Consider the following 19,755-nt stretch of genomic DNA (forward strand, 5'->3'; position numbering starts at 1 on the left):
GCCGGGACCGTGACTTGCGGGTCACTGGGTCCGTGACTTGCGGGTCACTGGGTCCGTGACTTGCGGGTCACGGCGTCCGAGGATTGTGGACGGCCGGTTGCCCACCTGCGAAGATGATCGCATGAGCAGCCATTGGACCGAAGATCCCCAGCCCCTTCTGCGCGTCGACGAGGGCTTCCGCCTCGCCGATGTCGATCCGGAGGCGACCCCCGGCTACGAAGGCGACAAGAAGACCGGTCAGAAGGAGCTCGCGGCGACCGCAGCGCAGCTCGATGACCTGCAGGAACGCCTGTTCGCCGCCCATCACGACGCGGAGACGGGCCCTGCCGTGCTCCTCGTGCTCCAGGCGATGGACACGGCGGGCAAGGGCGGGATCGTCCGTCACGTCGTCGGGTCCGTCGACCCGCAGGGCGTCGAGCTCGCGGCGTTCAAGAAGCCCACCGACGAGGAGCTCGAGCACGACTTCCTCTGGCGCATCCGTCCGCATGTGCCGGGGCCGGGGATGATCGGCGTCTTCGACCGCTCGCACTATGAGGACGTGCTCATCGGCAAGGTCCGTGAGCTCGCCGATGCCGAGGAGATCGAGCGCCGCTACCAGGCGATCAACGACTTCGAGGCCGAACTCGCCGCGGCGGGCGTCATCGTCATCAAGGTCATGCTCCACATCTCACCCGACGAGCAGCGCGACCGCCTCCTCGAGCGCCTCGACCGGCCCGACAAGTACTGGAAGTACAACACCGGCGACGTCGACGAACGACTCCTCTGGCCCGAGTACATGCAGGCCTACCAGGATGTCTTCGACCGCACCTCGACCGAGGTCGCGCCCTGGCACGTCGTTCCCGCCAACCGCAAGTGGTACGCCCGCCTGGCCGTGCAGCGCCTCATCCTCGATGCCCTCGAGCGCATCGACCCGCAGTGGCCGCCGGCCGACTTCGACATCGAGGTCGAGAAGAAGCGCCTCCTCGCAAGCTGAGGCGGGTGAGCGCCCCCGCGCAGGTCAGTCGCGGCGGACGCTGTAGCTCACGGGAGTCGCGTGCTCGACAGTGCGCGAGACCGTGCAGTACTTGTCGTGGGAGAGTCCGACGAGCTTCTCGATCTGCGCATCCGCACGGCGGCCCGCCTCATCATCGGGGAACGCGAGGTCGAAGTCGAGGTGGACGTTCTCGAGCCGGTTGGCGCCGTCCTCGACGATCTTGTCGGCGCTCGCCCGGACGTCGAACCGTTCAGCGTCGGTGTGACGGCTCGTCACGGTGTCGACGTCGATCGATGAGCATCCGGCCACCGCCGCCAGCAGCAGTTCGACGGGGGTCATGAGCCCGTCACCGCGACCGAATTCGATGCTCGCGCCGTTCGGGGCAGTGGCGCGGTAGTGGTTGGGGGCGATGCGGGTCAGTTCGATGCTGCGCTTGTCTTCGCTCATGGTCCCATCATGGCAGAGGCAGAGGCAGAGGCAGAGGCAGAGGCAGACGACGGTCTACTCCCTCGCCGACCGCCGGTCAGGCGGGGTCGCGCCGTGTCACCGGGTGCCGAAGTCGATGTCGGCGGATTCCTTCACCGCGGCGGTGCGACCGGGTCCCGATTCGAATCCCCAGTAGAGGTTCGTGTGGGAGACGACCATCTCCGGCTCTGGCGCGCCCCATGCGGTGAGGTCCTCGGTGGTGTGCGCGTCGGAGACGAGGGTGACGTCGTAGCCGCGCGAGAACCCGCCGTGGATCGTCGAGCGCACGCACGCATCCGACTGTGCGCCGGTGACGACGAGGTGGCCGATGTCGCGGCTGGCCAACACGTCCTCGAAGTCGGTCTCCTCGAAGGTGTTGCCGTGGGTCTTCTCGACGATCGCCTCACCGTCGGCGGGAGCGAGCGCGTCGACGATCTGCCACTGCGGGGAGTCGACCGGCATTTCGTCCGAGCTGTGCCGGACCCACACCACCTCGGTGCCGGCATCGCGCGCCCGGTCCACGAGACCCGAGATCGTGTCGATCACCTCGGGGGCCTTCCACGATTCGGCCATCACGCCGTTCTGCACGTCGATGACGATCAGAGCGGAGTCCGGCCGGTCCGCGGGGCGGGCGGGAGCGGGGGTGGATGCTGAGTCAGCAATCATGTGATCCTCCTCGATCCCTTCGATGATCTGCCAGTTCGGCTCGCCGGTCAAGGGCGGTTCCCGAACTCAGCCGAGGTTGGCGGAGGGACTGCGGCGGGCCGCGATGAACGAGCGGATGCCGAGGATGATGTAGATGATGAGGAGGACGAACGTGATCGTGCTGACGATGACGGCGGCCGGGCGCTCGGCGGTGCCGGCGAAGAGGGCGCCGAGCTGCAGGACGTTCATGAACGTGCCGATGACGCCGAGGAGGGCGACGACGAGCGCGATGTGGATCCCGATCTTCGGGCGGCGGATGCCGATGACACCGCAGATCGCGATGACGAGACCGAGGAACGCGGGGATGAGCGCGGTCACGCTGGCCATGGCGGTGGCGAACCACGCGATGACTCCGAGGACGATGAGGACGATTCCGAGGCCGATCGTGATCTTCGGCATGAGCAGACTCCTTGGTCAGGTGCGCTGTGTGCGCAGATGTGCGTCCGTGGACCAGCCTAGTGGGGGTGGTTCCGCGACGTGAACGATCCCCTAGTGTGGGACGCGGGCGCTCGCGAGATGGAATGCCGGGTTGTCCCCACGGTCGGCCTGTCCGGCTGGTGGAGTCGGCCGCGTCCGACTGGCATGATCGGGCGGTGCAGTCCGACTGGAGCGATAGGGCAGAGAGGAGAGCGCCGAGGTGATCGAGACCCGCGCTGTCGCGTTCACTCCGATCAAGGGAACTCGGCACAGCGTCCAACCGGACGCCGAGTTCGATGCGCACGGTCCGCTCGGCGATCGTCGCTTCTGCCTCATCGATGCCGTCCGCGGGCGGGTTCTGCGGACCGTGCAGCATCCGTCGCTGCTCTCCGTCGTCGCACGCCTGCAGGGTTCTCAGCTTTCGGTGACGCTGCCCGACGGCACCACGGTCGCCGAAGCGCCTCAACTCTCCGGTGAGACGCTGACCTGCGATTACTGGGGACGCTCCGTCGAACTCTGTCTGACGACCGGCGCCCACAGCGAGCTGCTCTCCGACCACCTCGGACAGGCGGTGCACCTGGCTCAGGCCCCGCGCGGAGCGATCGTCTTCGGACAGCCGCTGACAATCGTCGCCACAGCCTCAATCGCCGAAGTGGCCGACAGTGCGGAGGAGAACGGCACCGGGACAGCCGGGCATGCTGCGGTGGCCGACGGTGAACGGGCTCGGACGATCGGTGATACCGCAGTGGCTGATCTCTTCCACCGCTTCCGGGCGACGCTTCTCGTCGAGACCGACGAGCCGTTCGTCGAGGAGACGTGGCTGGGGAGGGTGATGACCGTGCGCGGGGCGGTCGACGGGCTGCGGGTGCGGATCGAGGGACCGGTGCCGCGCTGTGCGGTCATCGATTTCGATCCGATGACCGGGGAGCGCACCGGCCGTCTGCTGCGGACGCTTGCCGCGACGAGGGCGACGAACCGTGTGGGCGAGCCCTTCTTCGGCGTCTACGCCGAGGTGGTCCAGCACTCCGGATGCTGAGGGACTCGGCGCAGAGCGGCCGAGCGATGTGTTGTCGAGCGCAGAGCGGCCGAGCACTGTATTGCCGAGTGCCCTGAGGGTTGCTGAGATCCGTCGCTCGCGGCCTCAGGTGACCGCGCCGCGAACCTGATACTCGGGGGTGTCCCACAGGCGGTTGTCGAGGATGTCGCGCAGCGCTTCGACGGTGTCCCACACGTCGGTGAAGCCGAGGTAGAGCGGGGTGAGGCCGAAGCGGAGGATCGAGGGCTCTCGGTAGTCGCCGATGATGCCGCGGTCGATGAGCGCGCTCATGATCGCGAATCCCTCCTCGTGGGCGATCGAGACCTGCGAACCGCGGTGCGCATGGTCGCGCGGGGTGACGATCTCGACCGAGTGCGCGGCCAAGCGCTGCTCGACGAGGTCGATGAAGAGGTCGCTGAGTTCGAGCGACTTCGCCCGCACCGCGCTCATGTCCGCGCGCGCGGCCACGTCGAGCCCCACCTCGGCGACGGACATCGACACGATGCCCTGCGTGCCGGTGAGGAAACGGCGGATCCCGTCGGCGGGGGCGTAGTCCGGGCTCATCTCGAACGGCTTCGCGTGACTCCACCACCCCGACAGCGGCTGGGCGAACCGGTTCTGCAGGTCCTCGGACACCCAGATGAAGGCCGGGGACCCGGGGCCGCCGTTGAGGAACTTGTACGTGCATCCGACGGCCATGTCGGCGCCGTCGCCGGCGAGGTCGATGGGCAGGGCGCCGGCCGAATGGCACAGATCCCAGATCGCCAGGGCGCCGCCGGCATGGATCGCCTCGGTCGTCGACCGCATGTCGAATAGCCGGCCGGTGCGGTAGTTGACGTGGGTGAGGACGACGAGGGCCACCTCGTCGCTCATCGACTGGGGGAAGCCCGCGGTCACCTCGGCGTCGTCGACGAGGCGCACTTCGTACCCGTCGTCGAGCTGCTCGGCGAGGCCCTGGAGCATGTAGATGTCGGAGGGGAAGTTCTCCCGCTGGGTGAGGATGATCCGGCGGTCGGGGGCGTCCTCGCGCTGGATGCGCAGCGCCGCCGAGGCGGCCTTGAAGAGATTGATCGACGTCGTGTCCGTGACGACCGTGCTGCCGGCACCGCCGCCGACGAGGCCGGAGACCTTCTCGCCGAGTGCGGCCGGCATCTCGAACCAGCCCGCGGTGTTCCACGAGCGGATGAGGCCGGTGCCCCATTCCTCGGCGATGACCTCCTGCGCCCGCTCGGCAGCGCCGCGCGGACGTGCGCCCAGCGAATTGCCGTCGAGGTAGATCGTGCCCTCGTCGATGATGAAGTCGTCGCGGAAGCCGCGCAGTGGGTCAGCGGCGTCGCGGCGTTCGCAGGCGGCGCGGTCGATCTCGGTCATCGAGGGTCCTTCCTTCGCAGGTCCGTCACAGTCGGGCGGCGACGACGGTGACTCGTCGGGTCGCCTTCCCATCGTGCCAAAGATGCGAGAAGATCGATGCGGAAGTGAACGATCGACGGAAAACCTCAAGGAGAACGGTGAATCATTCGAGTCTCATCGCCGATCACCGTGCCGAACCCGGTGCACCCCTGGCCGCGACCGACCTCGCGATCCTCCGCGAGCTCAGCGCCGATGCCCGGATCTCGAACAAGGTGCTCGCCGAGCGGGTGGGACTCGCGCCCTCGACGTGCTCGGGCCGGGTGAGCGCTCTGCGCCGGCGCGGGGTCATCAGGGGCTTCCACGCCGACATCGACTGGGAGGCGCTCGGTCTCACGGTCTTCGGAATGGTCTCCGTGCGGATGACACCGGTCGGACGCGCCGCGATCGCCTCGGTCATCGCCCGTCTGCTCGACGTGCCCGAGACCCTCGAGGTCTTCCAGGTCTCCGGCGAGCGCGACCTCCTCGTCCACATCGCCGCGAGCCACCCCCGCGGTCTCCACACGTTCATCGAGGAGCATCTCTCGGACACGACGATCGCGCACACGCAGACGAGCCTCGTCTTCGGCCATCACCGCGGGTGAGCTCGCCCGCCGAGGTGAGGTCGGGCAACCCGCACCCGCCGAGGCGGGCGCATGCAGCCGTGACCGTTGACTCGGCGTCGGCGACCGGTGAGGATGAGGTGCGGCACCGCACCCACGCGATCACCCCACTGCGAAGGAGCAGTCATGTCCCAGATCTTCGTCAACCTGCCCACCCTCGACCTCGAACGGGCGAAGGCCTTCTACTCGGCGCTCGGCACGCAGATCGTCCCCGAGTTCTCCGACGACAACGCCGCGTGCGTGAAGTGGGACGACGCGATCTTCTTCATGATCCTCACCAAGGAGTATCTGCAGACCTTCACCGACAAGCCGATCGCCGATCCGCACTCCGTGGCGCAGGTGATGACCGCGCTCTCCCGGGACTCCCGGGCCGATGTCGATGCGATGCGCACCGCGATCCTCGAAGCAGGTGGCGGAGAGAACCGCCCACCGACGGATCACGGGTTCATGTACGGCATCAGCATGACCGATCCGGACGGGAACATCCTCGAATTCATGTGGATGGACCCGGCTGCCGCCGAGGCGGGACCGGAGGCGTTCGCGCAGACGGAGGCGACGGCCGATCAGCCTCTGTGAGCCCCGAGGACCTCGAGCACCGCGTCGCCGTAGCGTTCGAGCTTCTTCAGTCCGACACCGCTGACCTGGCCGAGGCTCTCAAAAGATGTCGGTTTGGCCTCGACGATGCCGTAGATCGTCGCGTCGGGGAAGATGACGTAGGCGGGCACGCTCTGCTCCTTCGCCTGTCCCGCGCGCCAGGACCGCAGGGCCTCGAACAGGGCGGAGTCGGCGGGGTCGAGCGCGACCTCGGGACCGCCTCGGCGCTTCGATCCTGAGCGCGAGGCACCGGACTTCTTCACCGGATCGACGCGCATCGACACCCCGGTCTGCCCCCGCAGCACCGCGTCGGCGGCGGGCCCGAGGACGAGCACGCCGTAGTCGCCGTGGGACTCGAGGAGTCCGCGGGCCAGGCTCTGTCGGATCACGGCCTTCCATTCGCCCTCGGACAGGTCGGCGCCGACGCCCCACACGCTGAGGCTCTCATGGTCAGAGGCCCGCGAGCGGTCGTTGGCGCTGCCGCGGAGGACGTCGATGACCTGGCCGGAGCCGAAGCGCTGGCCGCGTTCGCGGTCGAGGCGGATGACCGTCGAGAGCAGCTTCTGCACGGCCACGGTCGCGTCCCACGTCGCCGGCGGCGTCAGGCACGTGTCGCAGTTGCCGCACGGACCGGACTCCTCGTCGAAGTAGCGCAGCAGCTGGACGCGGCGGCAGTCGACGGTCTCGCACAGCGCGAGCATCGAGTCGAGGTGGGCCATCACCCGGCGCTTGTGGGCCTGGTCGCCCTCCCCGGATTCGATGAGGCGGCGCTGGGAGACGACGTCGCCGAGGCCGTAGACCATCCACGCATCCGCGGGCAGGCCGTCGCGTCCGGCTCGTCCGGTCTCCTGGTAGTAGCCTTCGACGCTGCGGGGCAGGTCGAGGTGGGCGACGAAGCGGACGTCGGGTTTGTCGATGCCCATGCCGAAGGCGATCGTCGCGACCATGACGAGGCCGTCCTCGCGGAGGAAGCGGGCCTGGTGCTCGGCGCGCACCTCGGCGGGCAGGCCCGCGTGGTACGGGAGGGCGGGGATTCCGCGGGCCACGAGCGCCTCGGCGAGCTGTTCGACCCCGCGCCGGGACAGGCAGTAGACGATCCCGGAGTCGCCGGGGTGTTCGGTGGTGATGAAGCTGATGAGCTGGGAGCGGGCCGAGGCCTTCGGCTCGATGCGGTACGTGATGTTGGGGCGGTCGAAGCTCGCGACGAAGTGCTCGGCGTCGCGCAGCTGCAGCCGTTCGGTGAGCTCGGCGTGCGTGGCCGGGGTTGCCGTCGCCGTGAGCGCGATGCGGGGGACTGCGGGGAAGCGGTCGGCGAGCACCCCGAGGCCGAGGTAGTCGCTGCGGAAGTCGTGACCCCACTGGGAGACGCAGTGCGCTTCGTCGATCGCGAAGAGGGAGATGTCCGCCCTCTCGAGCAGCTGCATCGTCCGTGGGAGGACGAGGCGTTCGGGGGCGAGGTAGAGGAGGTCGAGCTCCCCGTCGAGGAGGCGGCGCTCGACGTCCTGCGCTTCGTCGATGTCGAGGGTGGAGTTGAGGTAGGCGGCCCGCACGCCGAGGTTGTCGAGCGCTGCGACCTGATCGGCCATGAGGGCGATGAGCGGGGAGATGACGATCCCGGTGCCCTCGCGCACAAGCGCCGGGATCTGATAGCACAGCGATTTGCCGCCGCCGGTGGGCATGAGCACGACGGCATCACCGCCGGCGATGAGCTGGTCGACGATCGCCGCCTGCTGGCAGCGGAAGTCCTCGTACCCGAAGACATCGTGGAGGACGTCGAGGGCGGAGGTGGTGGCTGGGGCGGTCATGCGCCCAGCCTAGTGGACGACCCTGACGCGAGCGTTCAGGGCCGGCGCGGGGGCCGCGATAGGCTGGATGGGGAGACCCACCGGCGAGCTGAGGAGAGCTGCATGGAACCGAACAGACGCACGATGATCACCTCCGCGGGAGCTGTCGGCACAGCCGCGGTCGTCGGACTCACCTCGGCGTGCAGCCCCGACGATTCGGAATCCGGTTCGGGATCCTCGGCCTCTGCGCCGCCGGATGCGACCGTGCCGGCGAGCGACGTGCCCGTCGGGTCGGGCATCGTCGTCGACGAGGCCTACGTCGTCACCCAGCCGAAGGAGGGGGAGTTCCATGCCTTCTCCTCCGTGTGCACCCATCAGGGATGCCAGGTCCGCACCGTGACCGAGACCGAGATCGTCTGCCCGTGCCACTCCTCGCGCTACTCGGCGACGAGCGGCGAAGTGCTCTCCGGTCCGGCGACCGAAGCGCTGGCGACCTACCAGGTCACCGACTCCGGCGGGACCCTCAACCTCTCGGCGCAGTAGCCGAACCGCACGGCGCAATAGCTCGTCCGCACGGCGCAGCGGCTCACCTTCTCAGCCGAGCGGATGAACCTTTCGGCGCAGCAACTGCGGCCGCGGCGCCGTCGCTGAGCGGTGGCGCGGCCGTCCTCAGTCGCTGGGGGAGTCGGGGCGGTCGTCGGGCTTCTTCGCCGACTGGACGCTGTAGGCGCCTCCGATGCCGACGAGGAAGCCCATGACGGCGAACGGGACCGCGAAGAGCGGATCGAAGAGCAGGAATCCCACGATCCCGCCGAGGATCGCTGCGATGACGGCGGTCGTCCACGATGATGCGTTCGGACGCGGGAGCTGTCGATTGACCATGATGCATTCTCCTTGAGGTGTTCTCTTGCGTGTCTTCTCTCGAGTTCTCTGAACGGCGGTTGGCGGTGCTCTGAACGGCGGCCGTCGTGCTCTCAACGGCGGCCGTCGGCTGGCGGTGCCCAGCGTCGCGACCGATGGCATTCACCCCAGGAACAGGCCCGGGAGGACGAGTGCTCCGGCGATGGCGGCGGCGAACGCCGCTCCGATGATGAGGCGCGGCATCTCACCGCGTGCGACCTTCGGATCGGCAGCGCTCCACGGCAGGTCCGGCCACACCGAGGCGGCGCGGAACGCCGCCCAGACGCAGGCGACCATCGCGGCCAGCCACACCCAGAGGGCGGCGTCCGTCCATCCCCCGAACGCCCCGATGAGACGGGTGAGCAGGACGAACGCGACGGCCGGGAGAAGGCCCGCGAGCAGCTGACGGCGCGACTGCGCTCGTCGGGCGGCGGCCAGCGCGGTCCACGCGGCGTACGCGAGGACGAGGGTCGTGACGATCGTTGAGACGAGGGCTGCGCTCATGAGCGTTCTCCTTCGGTCCGGGCGGAACGGGGTGCCGTGACAGGGGCGGTGGGGTCGGGGACGGAGCGCGCCGAGGCGGCCCCCGCCTCGGCGGACTCCGTGAAGTGGGACCCGGCCGAAGCAGTCCCGGTGGGCGTGGGCGCAGCCGAGTCCGACTCAGTGGAGATGAGGTCGATGGCGCCGTCGACGGAGATCGCGGAGTCGGCGAGGACGACGATCCCCGTGCCTGCGTCCGCAGTGAAGCCGAGGAACGAGCTGTACCCGCCGGTGCCGCCGTTGTGCCAGGTGACGGCCGGGGTGCGCCCTGTCGTCGTCATCCACGCGAAGCCGATGCGGTCGGCCGCGTCGAAATCGGCCCGCGGCAGTGCTGCGGCGGCTCCCGGCGCGGTGCCCTCCATCGTGGCGCGCAGCCAGATCGCCATGTCGCCCGCGGTCGACCGGATCGCCCCCGCCGGAGCGGACGCGCCGAGGGTCCACGGGGCCGCCGGCAGTCCCGACGCCGTGTATCCGTGCGAGAGTCTTGTCGCCGAGGTGGGCACGAAGGTCCGCGTCATCCCCAGCGGCTGCGTGATCCGCTGCTCCACGAGTTCGGGGTAGCTCAGGCCGGTCACCTTCGCGAGCGATTGCCCGAGGACCGCGAACCCGAAGTTCGAGTACTCCGGGGTCGTATCGCTGACGTCGGTGTCGCCGAGGGTGCGGATGAGGTCGTCGACGCTGCCGCGGTACGGATCCCGGTGGAGGTAGGTCGCGAAGACCGACGCGACCGCATCACCGACGCTCGGCGCCGGCTCGACCCGCGGCAGTCCGGAACGGTGCATCGCGAGTGAGGACAGCGTCACCTCGGCGACGTGTCCCTCGAGCTGGGGCCAGATCTCGCCGAGGCGGGTCTCCGCGGTCACCTCACCCCGGTCGATCGCATCGGCGAAGAGGGCGGCGGTGAAGGTCTTCGTCAGAGAGCCGATCTCGAACTCCGTGGTCGCGTCGGCACCTGTTCCCGCCGTCGTCACCGTGTCCCCGTCGACCTTCGCGACGGCGACGTGCTGCCAGTGCCCGCTGCCGAGCGCGGTAGCGGTGGCCGCCATGAGCGCTTCGTCGCCGGTGACCTCACCCTGGAATCCGCGGGGGAGAGGGGTGAGGAGGACGGCGACGATCGCCGTGAGAGCGGCCGCGGTGATGGCGATTTCCCTGCGCCGAGGCGACCGCCGGGTGTCCGTGTCAGTGGCGGATGTCACAGTCATGGCAACTCCTGATATCGAGTGATTGAAGTGATGCGATGCGGAGGTGATGAGACGGGTCGAGTGGGTGCCTGGCCGGTGCAGTGCTGATCCGGTGGGTCGGGTGGTCGGTGGTGTGGGTGGTCGGTGGTGTGGGTGGTCGGTCCGGCGATTGGCCGGATCGACGATCGGTCGATGAGACGGCTGGTCGTGGTGCCGAGGGCACGTCAGGATGTGGGCGGCGCGATGATCGCCGCCGGTGGGGTCATTGGGTTCCGATGAGGATGAGGGTGAGGAGCGGGATGACCTTCTGTGCGGGCACTCGCCAGTGACCGCGCGGGAAGTTCTCGAGCCAGCCGGCGGAGGCCAGCGCCTTGAGGTGGTGATAGACCTGGCCGGTGGTGCCGAAGCGGTCGTCGGCGCTGAGTTCGGCGACGGTCGTCGTGCCCGTGTAGATCGCCTGGAGGAGCGCGAGCCGGACGGGATGACTGAACGCCGACAGTGCCGGTGCGGCCTGTGCGAAATCGATCTCGTCGAAGGCTGCCGCGGTCAGCCCCATCTGCCATGCGACCGGGGAATCGGTGCCCGGCGGCGTGACGTGACCGGCGTAGGTGACGCCGGCGTCCTCGCCGAGGCGGTCGACGAGTCCGTTGAGGACCCAGAACGTGTCGTCGTCCGGTCCGCCCGCAGAGAAGCGGGGCGCCGCGGTGCTGCGCGTGCTCGCCTGCTCACCGTTGCTCGGGCGCTCCCCGGAACGTGCCTGGTCACGAGTGCTCGGGCGATCCCCGGAACGTGCCTGGTCACGAGTGCTCGGGCGATCCCCGGATCGTGGGCGCTCACCGTCGTTCGCCTGCTCACCGTTGCTCGCCGTGGCCGGTTCCCCCGCCCGGGAGCCTTCGAGCTCCTGTGTGCTTTCGAGCTCGGCCACCCGCGCTTCGAGGGCCCCGAGACGAGCCTCGAGGGCGGTGCTCCCTGTCGCCGAGAGGTGCGCGGAATCGGATGACGAGGTGCTCATAGCTTGAGAATACGCGAATTACGTAATTACGTAAAGAGCAGAATATTCAGCCGCTGGGACTCGGTGGGGTCGGAGACCTAAACTGGACGGGTGATGAGTACTGAAGAATCCCGCACCGAACCCGTCGCCCCCGCCTCGGAGCTGCTCGCCGAGGCCAGGACGATGGGCGCGCCGATGATCGTCCGCGGCATCCTCGGTGTCCTCTTCGGCTTCGCCACCGTGTTCTGGCCGCGGGATGCGGCCAATCCGATGCAGCTGTCCCTCGGCGTCGACATCGTCGATCTGCTCAGCATCGGCTACCTCGCGCTGCTCGCGCTCGCCCTCGTCTACCAGGCCCTGCGCTCGCCGCTGTCGGTGCGCACCGCGATCTTCGGTCAGGCGATCATCACGATCCCGGCGATCGTCTTCCTCTTCATGGCCGACCAGCCCGCCGAGGTGCGCGCCGCCCTGAGCATCTGGGCCGTCCTCCACGGGCTCATCGAACTGTGGAACTACCGCAAGCTCGTCCACCACCCGATGGCCTCGGACTTCCTCATCTCCGCCGCAGTCCACATCCTGCTCGGCATCATCCTCATGTTCGGCACCGACTTCCAGGCACTGGCGATCATCGGCTTCACGGGAGCCGCTTCGCTCATCGCAGGGGTGATCTTCATCATCGGCGGGTACTCGCGCATCAGCAAGGGCAGACAGGCAGCCCGCAGCGCGGATGCCGCCGACGACGCGCACGACACCGCAGCCGAATAATCCGCACCACCGACCGACACCCGACCTCCGACCCGAAGCCTGAGGTGAGATGAGCACTGTCGAGAACGACTACGGCCATGTGTCCCCCCTGACTCCGATCTCGGCGTCCGTGTCGTCGTCGGGCCTCCTCGGCGATCTCGCCGAAGCCAGTCGCGCCCTGCCCGATGAGCTGTTCCGGCGCCTCTTCCAGGTCTCACGGTCACCGTCGCTGCTCATCGCCACCGACTACGACGGCACGATCGCGCCGATCGTCGCCAATCCCGCCGAGGCGTACCCGCTCGAGAGCTCGGTCGACTCGCTCCGCGCCCTCGCCCTGCTGCCGTCCACCTCGGCGGGCGTCATCTCCGGGCGCAGCCTCCGCGATCTCGCGGCGATGTCACGGCTGCCGCGCGAGGTCCACCTCTTCGGCTCCCACGGCGGCGAGACCGACAGCGAGGTGCACCGGGCGCTCGAACCGCGGCAGCGGACGGCACTCGCGGCCTTCCGCCGCGACCTCGTCGACACCCTGCCCGCCGAGGTGATCGAGCACAAGACGGCAGGTGCGGCAGTCCACCTGCGCGGCCTCGACGACGATGCCCGGCAGAAGGTCGAGGACGGCATCGCCGCGCTCGTGGAGAAGCACGAGATCTTCCCGACCCGGGGCAAGCAGGTCGTCGACCTCTCCGTCGTGCCCTCGTCGAAGGCCGAGGCCCTGGCGAATCTGCGCGCGGAGACGGGTGCCGAGGTCGTCGTCTTCATCGGCGATGACCGCTCCGACGAGCTCGCCCTCGAGATCCTCGGCGACTTCGACCTCGGTCTCAAGGTCGGCGACGACGGGACGGAGACCCACGCGGAGTTCCGCATCGATTCGCCCGACGTCGTCTCCGTCGTCCTCGCCGCGATCTACGAGCTGCGCAAGTCGTGGCTGTTCGGGCGCGAGGCGATCCCGATCCAGCGTCACAGCATGCTCGGCAACGGGCAGTCGACGGCCCTCGTCGACCCGGGCGGCAGCATCTGCTGGATGCCCCACCCGCTGCCGCATTCCTCGTCGATGTTCTCCGAGATCCTCGGGTCCGCGGCCGCCGGCTACTTCGCCGTGGGCGCCGAATCCGGCGTCGACCCGCTCACCCAGCGCTACCTCACGCATTCGACGCTGCTCGAGACCCGGTGGCCGGGGCTCAGCTGCATCGACTACCTCGCGCCCGTCGACGGCGCGAGCGACGACACGATCGTCGTCCGCGTCCTCACCGGCGACGCGCCCGCGCGGATCCGCTTCGCCCCGCGACTCGACTACGCCACCGTGCCGACCAGGCTCGCGCCGATCCGTGACGGGGTGCGCGTGCTCGGCACCTCGGAGCCGATCCGGCTCTTCGCCCCCGGCGTCGATTTCGAGATCGTCGAGTCGGGACAGTCCCAGACCGCCGAGGCGGTCGTCGTGCCCTCGGACTTCCCCGGCGGCCAGGTCGTCCTCGTCCTCGCGTGCGGGTCGGGCACCGGCGACGCCCGGTTCATCGCCGAGGGCGGAGAGGGCCATGTCCGAGATCGGGCGCTCAACTTCTGGCGCAACTGGGCGAGCACGCTCGCCATCCCCGGCCATCACCGCGAGGAGGTCATCCGGTCGGCGATCACCCTGCGCGCACTCTGCCACGAGCCCACCGGCGGCATCCTCGCCGCCCCGACGACCTCCCTGCCCGAGGGCATCGGCGGCGTCCGCAACTGGGACTACCGCTACACGTGGCTGCGCGACGGGTCGATGACGGCGCGGGCGCTGCTCGCCCTCGGATCGACCGCCGAGGCGGAAGGGTTCCTCTCGTGGCTGACCGGGATCCTCTCCCACACGGTCGCCCCCGAACAGCTCCACCCGCTCTACGCCGTCGACGGTTCGGCACTGACCACCGAGGCGGTGCTCGCGCATCTGCCCGGATACGCCGGGTCGCGCCCGGTGCGGGTCGGCAACGCCGCTGAGCACCAGGTGCAGCTCGACGTCTTCGGGCCGGTCACCGAGCTCCTCGACGAACTCACCGAGCGCCTCGGCGAGCTGCCCGACGCCTACTGGACCCTGACGACCCAGATGGTCGAAGCGGTGAGCCGACGCTGGTTCGAAGCCGATCACGGCATCTGGGAGGCCCGGCGTGCGCCCAAGCACAACGTCTACACGCGGGTGATGTGCTGGGTCACCGTCGACCGCGCCCTGCGCATCGCCGAGCGCTTCGACAAGCAGCTGCCGGGGGCGTGGCGTCAGCTGCGCGAGGAGATCAAGAGCGACATCCTCACCCATGGCTTCAACGAGGAGGTCGGTGCCTTCACCGTCGCCTACGGGGAGCCGGATCTCGACGCGGCAGGTCTGTTCGTGGGTCTGAGCGGTCTGCTCGAGGCCGATGACCCGCGGTTCATCGCGACCGTCGACGCCATCGAACGGGAGCTGCGCGTCGGGCCCACGGTCTTCCGCTACCGCTACGATGACGGCCTGCCCGGTCTCGAGGGCGGGTTCCACATCTGCACGACGTGGCTCATCGAGGCGTTCATCAAGGTCGGTCGCATCGACGATGCGTGGGATCTCTTCCGGCAGCTCGACAATCTGCTCGGGCCCACCGGGCTGCTGCCCGAGGAGTACGATCCCGTCGCCGAGATGCACCTGGGCAACCACCCCCAGGCCTACTCGCATCTCGGCTACATCCGCGTCGCCCAGATGCTCGACGAGTACCGTCCCAGCTGAGCACCCCGCGCCGCGCTTGGCGCGTCACAGGACTCGACGTGCTGCCTTGCTGAACGAGTCACATGACTGAACGCGTCGCCTCACTCGACGAGGAGGCTGACCATCTCCGCGATGCAGGCCGGCCTCTCCTGGCCCTCGATCTCGATGACGTGCCTGATGACCAGCTGCGTGCCCTTCGGACTGCGCGTCACCTCGGTGAGGGTAGCGGTGTCGCGCAGTCGGGAGTCGACGAGGACCGGCTGCGGGAAGCGGACCTTGTTGAGCCCGTAGTTGATCTTCATCGACACTCCCTCGATCGCGAAGATCTCGGAGGAGAACTTCGGCAGGAGGGAGAGCGTGTAGAAGCCGTGGGCGATCGTCGCGCCGAACGGCCCGGCGGCCGCGCGCTCCTCATCGAGGTGGATCCACTGGTGGTCGTCGGTGGCGTCGGCGAACGCGGTGATCATGTCCTGGTCGACGGTCAGCCACTCCGACGTCCCGAGTTCCGTGCCGACGGCCGCCTCGACCTCGTCGATGCCGGTGAGTGTGCGCATGTGGGTTCCCCTTCGATCCGATGGCGTGGTCAGGCCGACGGCCGCCATCGAGTCCCTTATCGGACATTCGATCGTCGACGGCCGTCCCCTCGCACTCTACTGCCGAACGCCGCTCCGCACACCCCTTCGATAGGTTGGGGAGATGACTTCGCCGAGCATGGACGACTCCGCACTGCTGACCCGACCGCACTCGCCGAGGTGGCTCGACCGTCCCGCAGACCACCGCACCTATGAGGCCGCATCGTTCGTCGGTCACGGGCGGGCCACGTTTGAGCGCTGCGCCGAGGAGCTGCTCCATTGGGAGGTGAAGACCCGCAGCGGCTTCGACATCGATCCCGCAGGCATCCGGGTGGCGGTGGGACAGGAGCCGACGATCCGGGTGCGTCTGGGTCCGTTCCGTCTGCCGGAGCCCTCGCAGGTGCTCGCCGTCATCGAGGCGGAGGACGTCCGCGGCTTCACCTACGGCACGCAGCCCGGCCACCCGATCACCGGCGAGGAGTCGTTCCTCCTCGTCCGTCTCCCCGACGACCGGGTCTTCCTCGTCCTCCGCTCGGCCTCACGGGCCGGAATGGGAATCTGGCGCCTCGGCGAGCCCCTCGTGCGGATCGCGCAGGTCTTCTACCGACGGCGCTATGCCCGCGCCCTGCGACGACGGTGAGGTCCGGGCCTGGTGAGCTTCGGGCTCGGTGAGCGGCGGGCTCGGTGAGCGGCGGGCTCGGTGAGCGGCGGGCGTGGCTGGGGCGATCTCCGTGCCAGGGCCGTTCCCGAGGTGGATCCGACTCGAAGAATCGCCCGATCTCGAGCCGGATCCACCTCGGGAACTCGCGGGGACCGTGTCCGTGGCACCGGATCGGACCATGGCATCGGCACCCGGGGGAACCGCCTCGGCGACGGGATTCGTCGCGGTCGAGGCCGCGTGCGGTGATACCTTCGGGGCACGTCTCGCGGGCCCGCCGCGCGACCCGTGACCACTGACACCGGAGTCTCCATGAGCCACCTCATTCCCCAGCGTTCACCCGAGATGATGAGCACGGAGTTCGCCGACCTCTGCGCTCTCCTCGATGACACGGCGATCGCCCACGTGTCCGTCATCCGCGACGGCAGACCGTTCACCTTCGGCACGCTGATCGCCCGCGTCGACGATGGCATCGTCATCCACGGTTCGACGGGGTCACGGTGGATGCGTCAGCTCACCGCCGAGCCGTGCGCGGTCGCGGTGACGAAGGTCGACGGCGTGGTCGTCGCACGCAGCGCCTTCGAGTCCTCGATGCTCTACCGCAGCGCACTCATCCTCGGACAGTTCGCGGAGGTGCCGGAGGCGAGGAAGGAGGAGGTGCTCAGGCTGCTGACCGATCGGCTCATCCCCGGTCGAACGGCGGAGGTGCGGCCCTCGACGAAGAAGGAGCTGGCTGCCACGATGCTGCTCGAGATGCCGATGAACGAATGGTCGCTGCGGATCTCCGATGACTGGCCCGAGGACCCCGACGACGATGTCGCAGGTGACGCGTGGGCGGGGAAGATCCGGTTCACGGAGCTGCGCAGCCGGTTGGAGGCGACTCCGGATCTGCGGGCGGGGATCTCTCCGACCCCAGCGATCCTGGCAGCGCAGAAGGCTGCCGGCCGACTCAGTTCCTGATGCTGCGTCGGACCTTGACGCCGATTCGCTCACTCAGCTCATCGAGCCGCGTCAGTCCTTGGTGCCGCGTCAGCCCTTGATGCTGTCGCGGGCGGGGACGTACTCCCAATGCCAGGGCTCGTACTTCGACGACTTGGCCCAGTCCGGGTTCTCCCAGCCGTACTTCCCGGCGTTCTTGACCAGCCAGTCCCACGGACCGGTCTTCGATTCGGTGCCGCCGCCGAGGTCGAGGGCGATGCCCCAGCCGTGCATCGACGTGCCCGGGCGGGCGGAGAGGCCGGGCTTGCGGCCGGCCACGGAGATCTGACCGGCGAGGTCGCGGTAGGAGTCGGTGATCGGGATCTCCTTGCCCGTCTCCTTCTTGTACGCGGCGTTCATCTCAGCGAATGACACCGCGGCATCGGCGCGCAGTCGGTGCCCGCCCTTGCCGAGGTCGCAGAGCCACTCTTCGGGCAGCTCGCCGTTGCTCGCTCCCGCGCTGTACTTCTGATCGGCCGAGCAGCCGGGCAGTGCGCTCTTCTCGATCGCGCGGCTCGCGGCCTGTGCGCCGTCCTGCTTCGCGCTCGGCGCGCCGATCTCGACGCTCGTCGTGTCGTCGGAGGCCGGAATCGCGGCGTCGACGGATTCGGCGCTCACCTGCTTGGGGCCGGCCTCGGCGGTCGCCTCGACCTTGACCTCGCTGCCGCCGCCCGCGGTGGCGAACATCACGGCGGCAACCGCGGCACCGGTCACGGACAGACCCGACAGGGCCGTGACCGTCGTCGCGCGCTTCCGGCGCACCGACCGCAGCAGCGCACCGTCGGAACCGCGGTGCCCGGAGTACCCGGCACCGACCGTTCCGTGGCCGGCCTCCTTGGCCATCGCCTCGCGCCGAGGCGACCCTGACGCAGTGCGCGCCTCCGCGGCCATCGCGGCGCGGCGGGGTGAGAGAGTCGAGTGTTGGGTGAGGTGAGAGGGGGTGGAGTGAGTGGAGGGGAGGGGTGCTGTGGGCGGGGTCTGGGGGGTCGACTGCCGGTTGCGGAGGTCTCTCCGCCGGACCGTTCCCGCTGCCGTCAGCTCACCCGTCATCATGCTCCAAGTCACCTGTGTCGTACCCATAGTTCAGCCGTCGAGAGGTCCCGACGGCTGGAAAACTCACTGTTACAGGAGTGTAACGGTTACATAACACCGTGTCATATCCGCGAACGAAACCGTGACCGATCCGGTCCGGGCATCCCACTGCCATCAGCGGCCGCCTCGGTGGGGGATCCCTACTCCACTCCGAGCTGCTGACGCAGGGCGATCGCCTGCGCTACGGCATCGGGGAAGATCACCTCGGTGCGGGCACCCCCGGTGTCGGGGTCGTTGCTGAAGACCAGCCGGATCCCGAGCAGCCGCGCCTGCCCCTGCGCGATGACGAGTCCGAGGCCCATGCCGCCGCCGCCGGCGGAGACGAACCGGGTCGGGCCCGTCTCGACGATGTCGGCCGGGTAGCCGGAGCCGGAGTCGGTGACGACGATGTGCTCGGGGCTCGTGGTCAGACGGATCGGGTCGGCTCCGTGTTTGATCGCGTTGACGAGCAGGTTGGAGATGATGCGCTCGAACCGGCGGACGTCGGTGACGAGGAGGGCGCCTCGGGCGTCGTACTGCGCGTCGATCTCATGCCCGGCGAGTGCTCCCGAGGCCGACATCGTGCCGAGCAGCGAGCGGATCGCCTGGTCGATGTCTATGCGGGTGAACTGCGGGTTCGCGCGTCCCGCGTCGAGCCGGGAGACCTCGAGGAGGTCCTCGACGAGGACCTGCATCCGCTGCACCCGATCCTTGACGAGCTCGGCCGGGCGCGAATCCTCGGTGAGCAGGCTCGCGGCGTTGACGAGCCCGGTGAGCGGGGTGCGCATCTCGTGTGCGAGGTCAGCGGTGAAGCGCTGTTCGGAGTCGATGCGCTCGCTCAGCCGCGTCACCGCGGTGTCGACCGCCGAGGCGAACGCCCACACCTCCTGATCCGATTCGTCGACGACGTCGGCGATCCGGATCGACGTGTCCCCGGCGGCGATCTTCCGTGCCGCCTGCGCGCCGAGGGTGAGCCGGCGGGAGATGCGGCCGGCGACGAGCGAACCGACACCGCCGACGACGAGGGCGGAGCCGATCATGCCGACGAGCAGTGCCTGGTCGATGCGGCCGATGAGCTCCTGGCTGTCGGCTGTCGACGCGCGCACGGAGATCACCTCGGTGTACGTGCCGACCTCGATCGGGGCCGCCGCCCACACGATCTCCTCCCCGTCGACCTCCGAGCGGATCGTCACCGACTGGCCCCTGAGCGCCTGCGCGCGGGCATCGGCGGGCAGCTGCGGATCGTCGATGCGGGCGTTGAGCGTGAGCACCCCGGTCTCGGAGAAGATGTTGACCGCGTTCGTCAGCTGGTCGGTCACGGTCGAGCGCATCCGGTCGTCCTCGGCCCGGGCCGCGGACTGGCGCAGGATGATGCTGCACGAGAGCACCGCGATGATCACGGACGCGACGATGAGGAGGGAGATCTTCCAGCGCAGCGACAT

21 protein-coding genes are annotated in these 19,755 nt (G+C 69.0%); 9 read left to right on the forward strand and 12 right to left on the reverse strand.

Annotated features, from left to right (window positions below; all coding sequences use genetic code 11):
• Positions 1-121: 121 nt before the first annotated feature.
• Positions 122-973 carry a polyphosphate kinase 2 family protein gene (locus J9315_RS00700; RefSeq protein ID WP_211978580.1) on the forward strand — a complete coding sequence of 284 codons (852 nt, stop codon included), beginning with the start codon at positions 122-124 and terminating at the stop codon, positions 971-973.
• Positions 974-997: 24 nt separating this feature from the next.
• Here J9315_RS00700 and J9315_RS00705 read toward each other — a convergent pair whose 3' ends face one another.
• From J9315_RS00705 to J9315_RS00715, 3 genes are all read right to left on the reverse strand, one after another.
• Positions 998-1,420 (reverse strand): OsmC family protein, encoded by a 423-nt coding sequence (locus J9315_RS00705; RefSeq protein ID WP_211978581.1) that lies wholly within the window; start codon positions 1,418-1,420, stop codon positions 998-1,000.
• 96 nt (positions 1,421-1,516) lie between these two features.
• Positions 1,517-2,104, reverse strand: a complete 588-nt coding sequence (locus J9315_RS00710; protein ID WP_211978582.1) for a cysteine hydrolase family protein — start codon at positions 2,102-2,104, stop codon at positions 1,517-1,519.
• A 66-nt stretch (positions 2,105-2,170) separates the two neighbouring features.
• On the reverse strand, positions 2,171-2,542 hold the full coding sequence (locus J9315_RS00715) for a hypothetical protein (protein ID WP_137824913.1): 372 nt from the start codon (positions 2,540-2,542) through the stop codon (positions 2,171-2,173).
• Between the two features lie 238 nt (positions 2,543-2,780).
• Here J9315_RS00715 and J9315_RS00720 point away from each other — a divergent pair, with 238 nt between their 5' ends.
• Positions 2,781-3,596: an MOSC N-terminal beta barrel domain-containing protein gene (locus J9315_RS00720; RefSeq protein WP_211978583.1), complete on the forward strand. Its 816-nt coding sequence runs from the start codon at positions 2,781-2,783 to the stop codon at positions 3,594-3,596.
• Between the two features lie 105 nt (positions 3,597-3,701).
• Here J9315_RS00720 and kynU read toward each other — a convergent pair whose 3' ends face one another.
• Positions 3,702-4,967 (reverse strand): kynureninase, encoded by a 1,266-nt coding sequence (gene kynU / locus J9315_RS00725; RefSeq protein WP_211978584.1) that lies wholly within the window; start codon positions 4,965-4,967, stop codon positions 3,702-3,704.
• A 137-nt stretch (positions 4,968-5,104) separates the two neighbouring features.
• On the opposite strand from kynU, the gene J9315_RS00730 reads away from it, so the two are divergent.
• The gene (locus tag J9315_RS00730) at positions 5,105-5,587 is read left to right on the forward strand and encodes an Lrp/AsnC family transcriptional regulator (protein WP_211978585.1); all 483 of its coding nucleotides are present in this window, start codon (positions 5,105-5,107) and stop codon (positions 5,585-5,587) included.
• Positions 5,588-5,731: 144 nt separating this feature from the next.
• The gene (locus J9315_RS00735; RefSeq protein ID WP_211978586.1) at positions 5,732-6,181 is read left to right on the forward strand and encodes a VOC family protein; all 450 of its coding nucleotides are present in this window, start codon (positions 5,732-5,734) and stop codon (positions 6,179-6,181) included.
• Here the strand turns inward: J9315_RS00735 and recQ are convergent.
• On the reverse strand, positions 6,169-8,004 hold the full coding sequence (gene recQ, locus J9315_RS00740) for a DNA helicase RecQ (RefSeq protein WP_211978587.1): 1,836 nt from the start codon (positions 8,002-8,004) through the stop codon (positions 6,169-6,171). The two genes, J9315_RS00735 and recQ, sit on opposite strands and share 13 nt — an antisense overlap.
• Before the next feature lie 102 nt (positions 8,005-8,106).
• Between recQ and J9315_RS00745 the strand changes: the two genes are divergently transcribed.
• Positions 8,107-8,526 (forward strand): Rieske (2Fe-2S) protein, encoded by a 420-nt coding sequence (locus tag J9315_RS00745; protein WP_198499982.1) that lies wholly within the window; start codon positions 8,107-8,109, stop codon positions 8,524-8,526.
• Between the two features lie 126 nt (positions 8,527-8,652).
• Here the strand turns inward: J9315_RS00745 and J9315_RS00750 are convergent, their stop codons facing one another.
• The 4 genes from J9315_RS00750 to J9315_RS17380 form a co-directional block, all read right to left on the reverse strand.
• Positions 8,653-8,865, reverse strand: a complete 213-nt coding sequence (locus J9315_RS00750) for a hypothetical protein (protein WP_211978588.1) — start codon at positions 8,863-8,865, stop codon at positions 8,653-8,655.
• A 141-nt stretch (positions 8,866-9,006) separates the two neighbouring features.
• Positions 9,007-9,387, reverse strand: coding sequence for a hypothetical protein (locus tag J9315_RS00755; protein WP_211978589.1), 381 nt, complete (start codon positions 9,385-9,387; stop codon positions 9,007-9,009).
• The gene (locus J9315_RS00760) at positions 9,384-10,625 is read right to left on the reverse strand and encodes a serine hydrolase domain-containing protein (protein ID WP_211978590.1); all 1,242 of its coding nucleotides are present in this window, start codon (positions 10,623-10,625) and stop codon (positions 9,384-9,386) included. Before J9315_RS00760 ends, J9315_RS00755 begins: the two co-directional genes overlap by 4 nt.
• 241 nt (positions 10,626-10,866) lie before the next feature.
• On the reverse strand, positions 10,867-11,616 hold the full coding sequence (locus tag J9315_RS17380) for a winged helix-turn-helix domain-containing protein (RefSeq protein WP_249120978.1): 750 nt from the start codon (positions 11,614-11,616) through the stop codon (positions 10,867-10,869).
• Positions 11,617-11,709: 93 nt separating this feature from the next.
• Between J9315_RS17380 and J9315_RS00770 the strand changes: the two genes are divergently transcribed.
• Entirely contained in the window at positions 11,710-12,360 is a 651-nt protein-coding gene (locus J9315_RS00770) for a hypothetical protein (RefSeq protein WP_211978591.1), read from the forward strand.
• Positions 12,361-12,409: 49 nt separating this feature from the next.
• Positions 12,410-15,055, forward strand: coding sequence for a trehalose-phosphatase (gene otsB, locus J9315_RS00775; RefSeq protein WP_198499976.1), 2,646 nt, complete (start codon positions 12,410-12,412; stop codon positions 15,053-15,055).
• A gap of 80 nt (positions 15,056-15,135) precedes the next feature.
• Here the strand turns inward: otsB and J9315_RS00780 are convergent, their stop codons facing one another.
• Positions 15,136-15,588 carry a MaoC family dehydratase gene (locus J9315_RS00780; protein WP_211978592.1) on the reverse strand — a complete coding sequence of 151 codons (453 nt, stop codon included), beginning with the start codon at positions 15,586-15,588 and terminating at the stop codon, positions 15,136-15,138.
• A gap of 142 nt (positions 15,589-15,730) precedes the next feature.
• Between J9315_RS00780 and J9315_RS00785 the strand changes: the two genes are divergently transcribed.
• Together J9315_RS00785 and J9315_RS00790 are read left to right on the forward strand one after the other, a co-directional pair.
• Positions 15,731-16,246, forward strand: a complete 516-nt coding sequence (locus J9315_RS00785) for a DUF1990 domain-containing protein (RefSeq protein ID WP_249120979.1) — start codon at positions 15,731-15,733, stop codon at positions 16,244-16,246.
• A gap of 330 nt (positions 16,247-16,576) precedes the next feature.
• Positions 16,577-17,224 carry a pyridoxamine 5'-phosphate oxidase family protein gene (locus J9315_RS00790; protein ID WP_211978593.1) on the forward strand — a complete coding sequence of 216 codons (648 nt, stop codon included), beginning with the start codon at positions 16,577-16,579 and terminating at the stop codon, positions 17,222-17,224.
• Between the two features lie 69 nt (positions 17,225-17,293).
• Here the strand turns inward: J9315_RS00790 and J9315_RS00795 are convergent, their stop codons facing one another.
• Both J9315_RS00795 and J9315_RS00800 read right to left on the reverse strand, forming a co-directional pair.
• On the reverse strand, positions 17,294-18,085 hold the full coding sequence (locus J9315_RS00795) for a M15 family metallopeptidase (protein WP_232623761.1): 792 nt from the start codon (positions 18,083-18,085) through the stop codon (positions 17,294-17,296).
• 389 nt (positions 18,086-18,474) lie between these two features.
• Complete coding sequence (locus J9315_RS00800) at positions 18,475-19,755, reverse strand: HAMP domain-containing sensor histidine kinase (protein WP_198499974.1); 1,281 nt, start codon at positions 19,753-19,755, stop codon at positions 18,475-18,477.

This window comes from Brevibacterium sp. W7.2, assembly GCF_018137945.1.
Classification (GTDB): domain Bacteria; phylum Actinomycetota; class Actinomycetes; order Actinomycetales; family Brevibacteriaceae; genus Brevibacterium; species Brevibacterium sanguinis.

Excerpts from the sequence above, each read along its gene's own strand:
- J9315_RS00755 (WP_211978589.1), bottom strand. The coding sequence starts at position 9,387 with ATGAGCGCAGCCCTCGTCTCAACGATCGTCACGACCCTCGTCCTCGCG.
- J9315_RS00750 (WP_211978588.1), bottom strand. The coding sequence starts at position 8,865 with ATGGTCAATCGACAGCTCCCGCGTCCGAACGCATCATCGTGGACGACC.
- J9315_RS00705 (WP_211978581.1), bottom strand. The coding sequence starts at position 1,420 with ATGAGCGAAGACAAGCGCAGCATCGAACTGACCCGCATCGCCCCCAAC.
- J9315_RS00795 (WP_232623761.1), bottom strand. The coding sequence starts at position 18,085 with ATGGCCAAGGAGGCCGGCCACGGAACGGTCGGTGCCGGGTACTCCGGG.
- J9315_RS00710 (WP_211978582.1), bottom strand. The coding sequence starts at position 2,104 with ATGATTGCTGACTCAGCATCCACCCCCGCTCCCGCCCGCCCCGCGGAC.
- J9315_RS00745 (WP_198499982.1), top strand. The coding sequence starts at position 8,107 with ATGGAACCGAACAGACGCACGATGATCACCTCCGCGGGAGCTGTCGGC.
- J9315_RS00785 (WP_249120979.1), top strand. The coding sequence starts at position 15,731 with ATGACTTCGCCGAGCATGGACGACTCCGCACTGCTGACCCGACCGCAC.
- J9315_RS00800 (WP_198499974.1), bottom strand. The coding sequence starts at position 19,755 with ATGTCGCTGCGCTGGAAGATCTCCCTCCTCATCGTCGCGTCCGTGATC.
- recQ (WP_211978587.1), bottom strand. The coding sequence starts at position 8,004 with ATGACCGCCCCAGCCACCACCTCCGCCCTCGACGTCCTCCACGATGTC.
- J9315_RS00760 (WP_211978590.1), bottom strand. The coding sequence starts at position 10,625 with ATGACTGTGACATCCGCCACTGACACGGACACCCGGCGGTCGCCTCGG.
- J9315_RS17380 (WP_249120978.1), bottom strand. The coding sequence starts at position 11,616 with ATGAGCACCTCGTCATCCGATTCCGCGCACCTCTCGGCGACAGGGAGC.
- J9315_RS00700 (WP_211978580.1), top strand. The coding sequence starts at position 122 with ATGAGCAGCCATTGGACCGAAGATCCCCAGCCCCTTCTGCGCGTCGAC.
- otsB (WP_198499976.1), top strand. The coding sequence starts at position 12,410 with ATGAGCACTGTCGAGAACGACTACGGCCATGTGTCCCCCCTGACTCCG.
- kynU (WP_211978584.1), bottom strand. The coding sequence starts at position 4,967 with ATGACCGAGATCGACCGCGCCGCCTGCGAACGCCGCGACGCCGCTGAC.
- J9315_RS00715 (WP_137824913.1), bottom strand. The coding sequence starts at position 2,542 with ATGCCGAAGATCACGATCGGCCTCGGAATCGTCCTCATCGTCCTCGGA.
- J9315_RS00770 (WP_211978591.1), top strand. The coding sequence starts at position 11,710 with ATGAGTACTGAAGAATCCCGCACCGAACCCGTCGCCCCCGCCTCGGAG.
- J9315_RS00790 (WP_211978593.1), top strand. The coding sequence starts at position 16,577 with ATGAGCCACCTCATTCCCCAGCGTTCACCCGAGATGATGAGCACGGAG.
- J9315_RS00780 (WP_211978592.1), bottom strand. The coding sequence starts at position 15,588 with ATGCGCACACTCACCGGCATCGACGAGGTCGAGGCGGCCGTCGGCACG.
- J9315_RS00735 (WP_211978586.1), top strand. The coding sequence starts at position 5,732 with ATGTCCCAGATCTTCGTCAACCTGCCCACCCTCGACCTCGAACGGGCG.